Annotated in this window: 9 protein-coding genes and 2 pseudogenes; 6 read left to right on the top strand and 5 right to left on the bottom strand. The window is 39.2% G+C overall.

Going from position 1 to position 13007, the window contains the following annotated elements; genetic code table 11:
- Positions 1–1276 precede the first annotated feature (1276 nt).
- Positions 1277–3826: a hypothetical protein gene (locus AB4503_RS06985; protein ID WP_372114072.1), complete on the bottom strand. Its 2550-nt coding sequence runs from the start codon at positions 3824–3826 to the stop codon at positions 1277–1279.
- Between the two features lie 210 nt (positions 3827–4036).
- Positions 4037–4421: pseudogene (locus AB4503_RS06980) on the bottom strand (transposase); the annotation flags it as partial.
- Between the two features lie 589 nt (positions 4422–5010).
- Here AB4503_RS06980 and AB4503_RS06975 point away from each other — a divergent pair.
- Positions 5011–6081: a hypothetical protein gene (locus AB4503_RS06975; RefSeq protein ID WP_372114071.1), complete on the top strand. Its 1071-nt coding sequence runs from the start codon at positions 5011–5013 to the stop codon at positions 6079–6081.
- A gap of 34 nt (positions 6082–6115) precedes the next feature.
- Here the strand turns inward: AB4503_RS06975 and AB4503_RS06970 are convergent.
- Both AB4503_RS06970 and AB4503_RS06965 read right to left on the bottom strand, forming a co-directional pair.
- Positions 6116–7356 (bottom strand): IS3 family transposase gene (locus AB4503_RS06970; protein ID WP_372114074.1). Its coding sequence is split into 2 segments (ribosomal slippage): positions 6116–6984 and positions 6984–7356, totalling 1242 coding nucleotides; the frame shifts between segments, so codons are not numbered across the junction.
- A 235-nt stretch (positions 7357–7591) separates the two neighbouring features.
- A pseudogene (locus tag AB4503_RS06965) lies at positions 7592–7960 on the bottom strand (regulator).
- Between the two features lie 191 nt (positions 7961–8151).
- Between AB4503_RS06965 and AB4503_RS06960 the strand changes: the two are divergent.
- The 5 genes from AB4503_RS06960 to AB4503_RS06940 all read left to right on the top strand — a co-directional run bounded on the left by AB4503_RS06960 (position 8152) and on the right by AB4503_RS06940 (position 11983).
- Complete coding sequence (locus AB4503_RS06960; RefSeq protein ID WP_372114069.1) at positions 8152–8643, top strand: hypothetical protein; 492 nt, start codon at positions 8152–8154, stop codon at positions 8641–8643.
- A gap of 25 nt (positions 8644–8668) precedes the next feature.
- Positions 8669–8923 carry a hypothetical protein gene (locus tag AB4503_RS06955; protein WP_372114067.1) on the top strand — a complete coding sequence of 85 codons (255 nt, stop codon included), beginning with the start codon at positions 8669–8671 and terminating at the stop codon, positions 8921–8923.
- 541 nt (positions 8924–9464) lie between these two features.
- The gene (locus AB4503_RS06950) at positions 9465–10115 is read left to right on the top strand and encodes a hypothetical protein (RefSeq protein ID WP_372114066.1); all 651 of its coding nucleotides are present in this window, start codon (positions 9465–9467) and stop codon (positions 10113–10115) included.
- A gap of 114 nt (positions 10116–10229) precedes the next feature.
- A complete protein-coding gene (locus AB4503_RS06945; RefSeq protein ID WP_372114064.1) occupies positions 10230–10994 on the top strand; it encodes a TIR domain-containing protein in 765 nt (254 codons plus the stop codon).
- A 152-nt stretch (positions 10995–11146) separates the two neighbouring features.
- Positions 11147–11983 carry a DUF2971 domain-containing protein gene (locus AB4503_RS06940; protein ID WP_039562429.1) on the top strand — a complete coding sequence of 279 codons (837 nt, stop codon included), beginning with the start codon at positions 11147–11149 and terminating at the stop codon, positions 11981–11983.
- Between the two features lie 128 nt (positions 11984–12111).
- Here the strand turns inward: AB4503_RS06940 and AB4503_RS06935 are convergent.
- Positions 12112–13007: IS4 family transposase (locus tag AB4503_RS06935; protein WP_372114062.1), on the bottom strand; the 896-nt coding region annotated here is incomplete at its 5' end.

Here is a 13007-nt window from a genome sequence, read left to right as displayed (position 1 = left end):
GAGTGTCGCCTATCCGACAACTCTGAGTCAGCATGTCGTCGCGACTCTGTGATCGCGACTCATGGCGAGTTCCAATGATGTCTTTTGCAATTGGAAGCAGTTAGCTTTGTCGACAAGAGCTGATAACAAAGAGAGCCAAAGCTGACTAAATTGATTAACCAATAACTTTCAATGTTTTTGGTTATAGTATGTGTAATATAAATCCCAATAATACTTGAGTTATTTTAAATGAAACAAGAAGTACATAGGTTTGAGCTATCAATAAATAGCACTATCTCTGAAGTCTATGACCACTTTACTAAGGCAAATAACGACCAAAGCCTCGATAGAATGGTTGAAGGTCTTCAAAAAAAACTCAGGAAAATTACCTGCTCAGTGAGAGAGAGGGAATGTACTCTCATTAATGTGTACATTGCATACGGCAGAAGACAAGAGGACTTTGATGGTAAAGGGAAGACTTGTAAATCTTTTCCTACAAGGAGAATCGAAAGTATAATGAACACTCACTCTAACCTTTCTCCAGAAGACCTGCTAGGTAAGGCTTTACGATCTTTAGAGCATTGATCTGTAACTTTAACGCTTTCTAGATTAGCGCATGATAGCTAAAAATATGAGCAGAAAAATTAAGAGTAATTAAACACCATAGGTCAAGAAAATGAATCTATGAAAGAGGTCAATATGGCCTCTTTTTTGTATTGATTTTAAACATGATTAACTCGTTTATTGTCCAGAAGCGTTCTAGCGCTAATTTCCGTTAACTGTAATCTCGTCATTTTTAGCCTGTACTTGGGGGGTAAAGTACCCCTGTATAAGAGTAACTTGGCGTTAATGTAAAAACAGTGTGGTAAAATCTACACCCCAACTCCTTCCAATAGGGCGTTTTTCATCGATAATTTAGCCTCTTAGCGAAAGCAACAACTAATTGGAAAGTGTTCCATAAATGCCCCTGTATTTTCAATTATTCACCACACACCATTTAAATCGATTTCAATGTAAATGGTTGCTTGTAAGAATATAAAATGTTGTTGAGGTAGAAGTATAAATTTCACAAGTGCGATGTAATTGGATAGGGAATATCTTGAAAAAAAGTTAACGATTGGGTGAAATTTAATTGGGAACTATCGGATCTTATTTTATTGTGTTTAATCAATTTATTGGTAAGGGTCTGAGGAGGTTAAATAAATTATTTTTACGATCTATTGTTTTTTTAGAAAAGAATGCCGCTTCAGACGACATTCTTAACCTATTTATGTCTGTTAAATCGATAGATAATCAGTTAGCGGGACCATGAAAACAATAAGTTTCCTAATGGATCGATAATCTCAAAGTCATATTGAACGGGTTGTTCCAGTTCAGCCATAAGACTCTCACTGATACCAAAGCCATTTCGATAAGCTGAGCCTATTGTATTTATCACCCCTGTTCCAGTGTCTACGGGTAAAATATTTCCCCCTGATTTCGAAAAAACATTTCCATACATAGTAGACATGTATTGATAAGACCTTAAGAAAGAGGTGGTTCGATTGATATTAATTTCATAGTCTGGCCCATTTTTTCTTTTAAATGCCAAGCGACCAATTGAGCCTACGGGAATTGAAGTATTTAAGTGTGGGCCTTGAATCGAATGTATTTTAATCGTATCGACGATGTTAAAAAGGATGCCTGATAACTCTTGCCTATATTCTTTATCTAACAAAGCAAATTGATATTGGCCTACTGGGCCCTGAGTATTCATGAACAACTGATTACCGTTTAACATGATGGCATCATTCTCAGTAGGCTTATCGGCCTTAAGGCGAATATAAGGATTAATAATTATATTTTCACCTTTTTGATTCAGAGCACTTACCGTAATTGGAATACCCTTTGCTAGATAAGGTACATTTTCAAAAGACAGAGTTTGTCCATCTAATTCAATATTTTTCGCAAGAGTCATCCAATGATGATTTTGATTATAGACGTGGGTTTCTGATGTTTCGGTATTGCTGTAATCGACCTCAAGATTATAAGTTATCAGCTCCTCCCCTTGAAGTTGTTTGTGGAGGGTTAGGGTGGAGGGTTGGAAGCTTCCTAAAAACGTTAGGTTTCCCCGTGAATCTACAATTAGGTCTTCAGATCCCGAAACTGTGTACGGTCCCGTAAGCCAGTTTTTGCTATAATGGTTGAAAATGTTGTTCAGAAATGGAGAGACATTAACCTGCACCGATTGTTGGTTAAATTTATCATACACTATTCTATAGATTCCATTTTCTTCTGGATGAAGTAAGGAAGGCGTACCATAGTGGTCGACCACTTCATTTAACCCCATACTACTTATCGCCACAAAGTCTATTGCTTGATGGGGGGTGATATGATTTCGTTCGCGGCAATCAAACGTGAACAGTGATTCATGCGTTTGATTTTCGGGCACTCCATAAATTTTGTCATCAAAGAGGACCATCGCCGATGGATCAGAAAAACTCAAACTGCAGGTGGACCAAGCCTTTTTTCCGTCACTTCCAGGGACTTTTTCTCCTGTGGAATTAATGAATTGAACGCCTAGGTTACGGGCAGTTACATTAACGTCATTCAATAATAAATGTAAGGGCAAATCTTTATCCCTTTTAGTGTAGAGACTATCCGCTACATTAAGGTTTAAACGTAGATCTGTTTTATCTACATTCACTCTGTAATAATCGGGATGATGGGGGATGTACGAAGAAAGTTTATTTCCGTTAATTGAGACAGAGACTAAGAAGGTTTTTACCTCTTTGTTAGAAACTATGAGAAAACCGTCCTCAACTCTCCCAGCCTCGTCGAGGCCCACCTCGAGTTCGACTAAGGAGGTTACATCTATTCCATTGCTCGTTACAAGAAGACGATATGGAATATCTACATGAGCTTGTAATGCTTTTGGGAAGGCGGGAAGGTTGACTGTTATTCCGAACATAGTCACATAATCACTCAACGTTACTATTTCATAGTTTAAGCTGGCCTCTACTAAATTGGGGTGTTTGACCAAGATCTTATGTCGGCCTGTGTTCTTTGGATCAGACAGATACTCGTGGAGAGCGGCCAGAGATAGCTCTTTTCCATCAATTACATAGGTTAACAGCTCTGCTCTAACAGAGTGAATCTTCCCGTCCGCGTTAATATACGAAACCAAAGGGAGGACTTTTGCTCCAACAGGCAAGAAACGCTTTTGAGGATCCGTAATTAACCTGCTTCCCTTAATTTGTTCTTCTTTTATTTTAAAGTATTTCGCGTATTTTCGGCCGTTCGCTTGAATTTTAATTAAAAGGTTGCTGCCTTGAACATTTGCTTCGGTTGGGGTGATGAAGATATTGCCGACGGCATCACGTTGGATTAGTTTTTCATTTGTGGTCTCTAATTGCACATCGCTCTGTTTTAATGGGAAACGGCTAGACATCCCTAAGGCGTAACTATGTCCTACTTTAAGCACATCATCAGTCAACACGACTCCCGTGTATAAATCGATGAAAGTTAAGTTTAAAAATGCCGTCCCTAAGTCATTCGAATCAATTTTTAAGTAATATAAATCACCATTCCGTTTGTTCTTTAGCTTCACTTCACCATCTTTGAGCGCGACGATTTTCTTATCTTTGGTTAGTTTTATGAATTCTTTTCCTGACATTACCTCTAACTCTATGGCCTCGTTGCAGCACGCTGTTTGAGGTCTGCTCTTCACTATTTCTGAAAAATCAACCACTTCATGTGGTGAGAGGAGAAATTCTCCGGTAAATATCTTCTGCACCTCAGACCCTCCTTTCTCCTTACAACCGAGAAGAAGCAGCAGACCAAATAAAAAGAGTATTTTTAATTTCATAAGTATACAACCTAAATCTAAATATAAAGAAAGATAGTTATTAACCTAATAAATTGGTTTTTATACTTAATAATAATAATTAAGTATAAAATTTTTACAGATGTCTTAAGTGGAGCATATTCGAGCCTCCCACGTTTAGTAGACTCTTTTAGAATTCAGATAATAATTGTGATACTTCATGGCGTAAGTTTCGCCAATTTGGGCGTTTTAGTTTCTTAACCTTAATGTACCGCCGAGCAACGTCTTCATTCGATACATTAAGGTCTCTGAAAGAGAGCGTTATGGTAGCCGTATGAGTTGAACTGCACATTTGAGGCGAATAACTTCGTCTCACAAGCTCCATCATCAGATATTTAATTGATTCTTTGTCTCGACTATTTGAGCAAGTTAGGTAGAACTTCACCGTCGGATACACGGGATGAACTTAACTCAGCAGGAATGATTTCATGCGTGTTGTTATCTACCGTAAAATGGAACTTCCTCCAGACTCGGTGCTTCCCATCAGTACTATGCTTTTTAATTTTTCACTCGCCCTCACCGTAGACTTTTACCCTGTAGTCTCAATGGTTAAATGCTGGATTGTGCCTTTAGTTCTCTGATTTCAGAAACAAAGTCGATTGGCGCGATGGTACGTCCTAGAATCCTTTTATTTCTAGCCTGTATTTTGGGGGAGAAAGTGCCCCTGTATAAGAGTAACTTGGCGTTAATGTAAAAACAGTGTGGTCAAATCTACACCCCAACCCCTTCCAATAGGGGCGTTTTTCATCGATAATCCAAGCTCTTAGTGAAAACAAAAACCAACCGGATACTTTGTAAGAAGTGCCCCTGTATTTTCAATTATTCACCACACCCTAAGCGGTGAACAGTGCTTCATACGACTTCACGTCGCACGCCCCAAAGTTGCTTAGACCTTTTACTCATTCGCATCCTGTTTATTAGCTTTTGCCCTACTAAAAGTTATCCATTCTTCTAATGCTGTTCGTTGTGAATCCCCGTGTTGTATCACGGGGGTAAATTCTACGATCTCATAACACTTTATGAACAGTCTTTAGAACTCTTTAAAAAATTAAGACTAATCGTAATTAGATTTAACTAGCTGATTTTTTGAATTTATTCTGAGATATTTGTAAACATGATATTATTTTAATAATCAGGAAAGAATCCAAATACGTAGGAACAACAGTATGAATCCACTTTTTGTAAATGAAGATACCCGGAAGCTTTTGCATAGATTTTCTAATTCTTTAGAAGTGTTAAAAACCTCGAGCGATTTCCAAAAGGCTCGCAATGACTCAATTTTGGTAGTTTGTAAATCTATGATTAGTCGAGGCAAAGATTGGGATGAACGTTGTCAAATCAACATAAGTTATGTTGGTTCACACCTGATTCATAGTTTCGGTCAAGACTTACGTCAACAACATAATGATTATCTTGATGTTGTATTAGCTTTGATATTTCGTTTTTTAGTAGAGTTCCATATCAGTTCGAAGCGTGAAGGAAGCGTTGAACTAGATCGAGTTCGTAAGTTTTGCACTGAGAACGTTTCTTTATTCTCTCACGACGCTCAAGATGATATTAACTATGCAACTACAGAAATGCCAATCTCAATCGTTAAAGATCTCCTTAGCAACCCTACAATATCGAGCATACAGAACTTAGAAAGCACGCTTTCCAAGTTTGAAAGTATAAAAAATAAATGGGAAAGCGAACTGGACGTAAGGGAAGCTAAGGCGTCTAAACTCAAAGATTCATTCGATCACTATAAGAACGCTTTTAACTTTGTTGGCCTAAGCGAGGGATTTGACAAATTAGCAACACAAAAAAGAGAGGAAATGGATAAGGTACTATTTTGGTTACGAATAGCGGCCATTCTTATAGTTTTTCCGCTATTATCAGAAGTTGTTTACGTCTTAAGCCATGCGGGTGATATTGAAGTATTAACTAGCGTGATGTTGTTAGTTGCTTTTCCAACAATATCGCTTGTTGCAATCCTTGTTTATTATTTCAGAGTATTACTCTCCAACTATAAATCGGTTCAATCTCAGTTACTTCAGATAGAGCTTCGATTAACACTGTGTCGGTTTATTCATAACTACTCAGAATACGCTAATGATATGAAATCTAAAGATAACACTTCGTTAGAAAAATTTGAGAATATGATATTTTCTAGCATCACTCCAAATAGTGACAATATTCCTTCAACCTTTGACGGTATCGAGCAACTAAGCAAGCTTTTGAAAACAGTTAAACAGTAGATTGTTTGTCTCGTCCTAAAATACGTTGACGATTTTAGTTAGCCAGTAACGCAAGTTGCTGGCTTTTTTCATGCATCTTATTTGGCGTATTCATACCTAGGCTGAGATGTGGCCTCATTTCGTTGTACGTATATATTGACTCTTCAACAAGTGTTTTCAACTCGCGAAGATCTTTGCACTGAGTAAGCAAGAACTCTTGCTTGAGGATACCATTGACCCGCTCAGCTAACGCGTTTTGGTAACAGTCATAACCATCCGTCATTGATGGAGTTATACCATGCTTTTTAAGTTTCTCTTGATAGAGGTTTGAGCAATACTGAAGCCCTCTATCTGAGTGATGGATTGTCGCATGACAATAACATCGAGTTTTTACCGTCATATCTAAAGCCTTCACAACATCGCTCGCTTTCATTTCATTGCTAACTTCATACCCCATGATTTTACGGCTGAAGGCATCGGTAACCAATGACAAGTAGTGAACGCCCTCGTTTGACTGAACATAAGTGATGTCGCTCACCAGAACTTCTTCTGGTTTTGACGGAACGACTTCTTTTAGCAAGTTCGGATGTTTTTTCATCCAGTGTCTGCTGTTCGTTGTTTTGGTGTAACTTCGTTTCGGCTTAACGAGTAAGCGCTCTTCTCTGAGGTAATTAAACAAAGCATCACGGCCAAGTTTTATTCCCTTAGCTATCAACTTCGGCTTCAGTAAGAAATAGAGCTTACGAGCTCCCAGCCGAGGCATGAATCGTCTTAGCTCAAGCACCATCCCTTTCACAGGAGCAAGCTCAGCCTGACGAGTGGTCTCACGCTTTTCTCTCTGATAGACACACTGACGAGATATATTGAGCAATGAACAAGCTTTACTTAAGCTTACTTTCTTCTCTTTTTGAAGGCTTCTTGCTCCTTCGCTATATACTTTTTTCTTAGCGACATCCCGTGCTCAGCATCAAGAATATCAACAACCCTATTGAGAAGAAGGCATCTGAGACGTTCATCTTCGAGCTCTTGTTCAAGTCGTTTTATTTTTTGGGCAGGCGTTTCATTCGCTCTCGGTGATTTAGGCATCGTGTTCTTCCTTGGGTTGGTAGTCCAATCCATTTTGCCATGCTTTCTTAACCAAGTAAGAACAGTCGAACGACCTTGTATGCCGTAAATTGATTGGGCTTGTTTATAGGTCATGTCGCCTTTTTCGATGGCGTCTACAACCTGCAATTTAAAGCCTAGTGTGTAATCACGCTGAGTGCGCTTAACGTAGTGTTTATTTGGAATGGTCATCATTAGTCCTCAATGTGTAAACACATTTCAGGACGGGACAGTTTTTTACACAAAAAAGCCGAACTCAATGAGTCCGGCTTTTTTCTCCTGGATATGACCAAAAAGGAGGACTGGTTAATCCAACAAACAAGGTATTTGTTCCAATCGAAGCTACCTTATCAATAAGAACCTAACCTTGTTGGCCAAAGCTGCTTATCCTTTGAATTCACACTAGGTAAACCATACTTTTCTAATACTATTTTTTGATATTAGCTATCCGCTCTAGCAAGACCAAGTAAGTGTGTTGAAGTCTTAATCTCTAACTCAGACTGGATCCCCAAAAGTGCAATCCCTGCTAATATTTGTTGTGGCATAACCACTTGTGCTGTCGGTAACTCCATTCAGTCGTATAACATTTTGAACTGTATCCAATCTTCACTGATGCTTAGTTCCCGATCCTTCGCCATTCTCATCAGTCTTTTACACTCCGGTGGAATTGGATTTCCCTCATCCCAACCCGTGATTGTTCTCCAGTTTTAAAACATAGTTCCGCGACCTCTTCCTTGGTCATTTGACACTCTAACTTTCGAAAAATGTAGTTCTTACTCATTTCGAGATACTTCACAGATAAAACCTCTAAATACAAGAGGTTGTACTGTATTGATAAGATATGCAGCATGAACATAAGAAGAATAATAAACACCTTACTGTTGATGCCGGTAGTGAAAGTTTTGGTCTCAGACCAAGACTAGCGTCAAATTTGACCTTGGCTTTTTGTTTTGAGATGATTTAGATTTAAAATTAATGCGTATCTCAATGAAAATCTTAGTTTTTTTATTGCTTGTAATAATGCCACCATTAGCTCATGCGGATTGGAGAGTTAATAGTTGGGAAGGCTCTGGTAATGTGAAAAATGCTGAGTCTTACTCTCTATATAAAAACATCAAAGTTGTTATGGAGTGTACTGCTGGTTCTGCGAAAGCTACTCAGTTAACGATTGAACCATATTTAACCTATGACGAAGGTAGGTATGAAACCACAATTATGTCTTATCATGTTAATGATTTCTTTGGTAATAAGCTTGGAAAACCAAAATTTTCATCTTTTGATGTTGCATCTGGAAGTGAGCGATATCGTCATATATACGTTTTTACCAACTCTGATCTCAGTAAGTTAAATGGCGAAGATGCTATGGGATTTGAGGTGAAAACCTATATTGGCAAATCATCTGATTATCTAAATGTATGGTATTCATTAAATGGTTTTAAGCGTGCATATAAAACATTGAATTGCGATGGTTTATATTGAGAATAAACTATATGTGGAGTGGTATATGAGTGACTATGAAAGGTTAGAAATTGAGAAAAGAAATGGTTGGAGTAAATACAACAACTTAAATCATTCATCGGAAGAAAAATTTAAAGGGGCAATGATCGTTATTTCTTGCCACTTTGAACGTTCTGTTAACGACCGTCCAGAAGGGCATATAAGCTTTAATGAATATGTGAGCAGTTGGTTGTCGGCTAATCAGAGCCACTTTCCAGAAGTAAGAGCAAAACTATTGAGAGAGTACCGTACCCACCATTGAGTTCTTCACATTTAGAGTGCGGGACGTCATATTTACGATAACAGCACTTAATACGTACCTAAGGCAATCTTTTTGCTAGTGTGATATTACTCATCGCACTAGCTCTTCACAACTAGCTTTGCCATATCTGTTGTTATCCTTGAATTGCTAATTTAGAGTAAGCACTGACAAACTTTTGCCCCAAAATGAGCCAGATAGGGATTGAACTCAGGTTCAAACTCAGGAACTTGCCTTACTTTTCCTCATGCCTAAAGTTCTAACTTTGTCCCCAAATTTCTAACCCACTAGACCACTAGAGACTGATCTTCAAACACAGCTACGCACGAATACGTTGTTTAAGTGTTTCTAAGCTATTGAATAGTCGATAACTAAATGGAAGTTCTTCAGTGATAACGTGCCTTGAATAGGAAGCAATGTGTGTTTGCACGGTTTGCACCTGAAAAATCGGATTTATACTGTATTATATTCTTATTTTTCAGTTGGTTAAGTAATGGGTTTGGGATATGCTGAAAGTGTGAATTCGTGCTTGCACGATATTAAGATGTTAGAGCTACAAGCGCCGAGAAAAATAATGAGTATATTTTTAAATATTGTTGGTTTTATCTTATTGATTGCATCCGTCTTTGTATTTGGACTAAAGGGGATGGCTGCTGAAATGGGAATAGCTGTTACGGCAAGCGGTATCTTTCTGGCCTTTGCTAATCTGGATAAATTTTCAGAGTTTAAGGGGGCAGGCTTTGAAGCTAAATTAAGAGAAGCTGTGAATGAGGCCAACGCCACAATAGAGAACCTCAAGGAAGTAGCTAAACCACTTATTAAAACTAATCTTTTTGCTTTAGCTAAAGCAGGGAGATTATCAGCTGGTGTATTCAACAAGAGCCATGATGTATACGACCAGCTTGCGGAGCTACAGTGCAAAATTGGACTAGAAGGCCAAGATTTAGAAAAGTCCAAATTAAGCTATCTCAATATTCATGCGTGGGACATGGTGTCGGAACTATCTGGTAGTATTGAGCGTGCTGGAAATGAGCGGTTTTCAGTGACATCTCGTGAAACCATGGGTACTAACAGCTTCGAGGTCGCCCCAGATTTAAAAAAATTCAACGAGTTGGTATCTGGCTTAGAGCTTGATGAAGCCTCTCAAAAGCAATACGAAGCTATGAAGAAGTACTATGCCAAGTACCAGCTCTAACAAAGAGTGCAAGCGGGACAATTTTAAGCGCGGCTTCGCCACAAAATTGCCCCTTCACTAAGCGTTAAGTGACTGGGTTGGCAATATACAAATTGTGGGAGGACAATTTTCTACATGAGTAAAAAAACAAAATTATTCATAGCATCTTCAGTTGAGGGATTAAGCTTTGCTGAGGCGATAAAGGCAGGTCTAGAGCATAGTTCAATTCGTGCTGAAATATGGACACAGGGAGTCTTTAAAGCAAATGGCTATCCATTACAGCAATTAGAAGATGCAATGGATAAATATGATTACGGTCTCTTCGTTATGACTCCAGACGATCTCGTGGAACGTAGAGGTGAAGAACTTAGAATTGCTCGTGATAATGTGTTGTTAGAGTTAGGAATGTTTATTGGCTGCTATGGAAAAGAGTTCTGCTTTATTTTGACTCCTAGAGGCGTCTCTTCTCCCAAAATGCCAAGTGATATGACTGGTTTTCAAACACTTGACTATGATCCTGAGTGGGCAAATGAAAATATAGATGCTGCTTTAGGGACTGCCTGTCGCAACTTAAAATTGAGTATTGAAGAGTCAGTTGCAGAGTATAATCAGAAGTTATCAACCGATGAACCTGAGGTAGTGATAGAGTCCGAAGGTCTGACTGAAGATCAGTTTTCAGTACTCTCCATCCTATTTGAGGCAGAAAAGCGTTTGTCTGCAGGAATGTTAGGTCGTATGACAGAGACAAACAAAAATATCATCCAAGTGATACTCAGTGAGCTTGTTGACAAGCGATTAGTTAGTGTAAGCCGAGGACATTGTCTAGTCGATAAAATTTGCGCTATGTATCAAATCAATACAGATGGTACACGCGAATATATGTCTCATAGTTCAGCGTAGAAAATCACTTAACAAACGCTTCAACCTGACTGCCAACGGATGGAATTTTTGGTTCGGTTTGGCACTTGTGATTACGGTGGCCTGCTTGAGTATAGTGAAGTTGGCAGCAAGTTAAGCGGGCGTTAACTGTATTGGAGTTCAGTGGTAGAAATATGATTTTGTATAAGTATGTAGGCTTTCAAGCTGCAATCTCTATGATTGAGTCTTCGACACTAGGTTTTAGCCGAGTATTGGATCTTAATGACCCATTTGAATGTACCTCAATTTGCGCACCAGACAATCATGGTATGACAGACAATCTCGTTGTTAATGCTATCAAAGAGCATCTATCTCCAAGGTTCGGTGTATTGTCATTGACTAGGCAACCTCTGAACTCTTTGATGTGGTCTCATTACGGTCAATCACATACAGGTGTTGTGATTGGTATTGACTGCGAAAAAGCAGGGTTACTAAATTCTGAAACGTCTTCAATTCCTGCCAATTTCGGTGACGTAATCTACTCAGCGACTAAGCCATCACATGCCGTGAATATGGATATTTCCGATAATTTTTGGGTTGATAATCCTGCATTGTCTTACTTTGAGCCTCATTCTTACAATTTGCTATCACGTGCGTTCTTACATAAGTCATTAGAGTGGGGTTATGAGGAAGAAGTGAGAGTTGTCAAAAATATTACCGACGATCGTGGAAACTGTGTGAGCAAGCGAAGACCTGCGCAGTTTACAAACAGCTCAGGAAATTGGAATCAAATATTTATCGAAAGTGAGGGGCGCACAATTCCCTGTTTAAGTATTCCCAAAGAATCCTTTGTTAAAGTTTACATCGGACGTCATGCTTATAAGCAGGTATCACACTTCAAGAACTTCACACAAAATGAATTTCAAGGTGTTCTGCAAGGTTGGGCTGACCAAGGTATTGAGGTGTTTGGCTGCAAACCCGATGTGAACTCATGGAAACTGGAAGCCCATCGTTTAGAACAATACAGTTAACAAGCGTTTAAGACAGATTCCCAACGCTCGGCATTTTCAGTTTGGGTCAACTTTAGTGTTTAAGCTGGCAAGGTTTTAGGTAGGGTGGTAGCGTTGCTCACTACTTAACGCGGCGCTGACGGATCCCCTCATATTTTCCCTAGTCCTGCCTTGTGTGTGAGCCTTTGATATTCGAACATTCCCCATTGATATTGGGATTCATTAATTTGATATTGCCGATGATTTCGAACCTCTCTCCCTAGACGAGGTATGGAGAGAACTCGGCGGTGTTTAATGCTGTTGGCTTGGAAGTCAAAATGCCATTTGGCCTGTACTGCAATGAGGCCATTCCACCACATCAGGATTTCAGCGAGCAACGCAATAAGAAGCAGGATATCTAATCGTTTAGTACAGCGAGTTCTGTTGTGACGAAGTGCGATCCCATAGGCGGTACTCTTTAGATCGCGGAATGCCTCTTCTATCTGCATACGCTTGGCGTACGGATTGGTCATTTGTACTTCATTTAAGATATGTCGAGGGACATTAGTCGCGAGTAGCCACGGCTCCTTCGCACTGCGCTGGTAGAGATGTGTAGCGGGGCTGGTTCTACTATGGCGTTGGGCTTTTCGGCCTTTTTCTAATCCCTTATAAACATAGGCTTCACAAGATATCGGTGATCTCTTTGCTAGTAAGCAGTGGCCAAGATATTTGGGTTTATGGACAGCGGTTGGATAAAAGGTTTTATTTGAGACCCAAGGTTTATGAGGTTGTTTGATTGATACTTCACCTCGGACACGACCTAACCAAAACCAGCCTTTCTCTTGAACTTGTCGGAACCAAGTATTTCGAAAACCCGCATCAGAAACGATGATTGGACTGGTTTTACTGGGTAAAATACTCTGCAATTTATCGAGGAATGTTTGGTGACTTTTCGGTGAATTATATTGGCCATACTCAAAAACTTGTTCAAAGATTGTGATGGCTCGACCATCAAGTGCAACGGATGCTCTTAACGTCATATAACGAAGTTGTTCACGAACATCAG

The organism is Vibrio sp. 10N.222.55.B11 (genome assembly GCF_041473705.1).
GTDB classification, from domain to species: Bacteria; Pseudomonadota; Gammaproteobacteria; order Enterobacterales; family Vibrionaceae; genus Vibrio; species Vibrio crassostreae_C.
The sequence above is the reverse complement of the archived record's forward strand: the minus strand, read 5'-3'. Positions and strand labels throughout refer to the sequence as shown.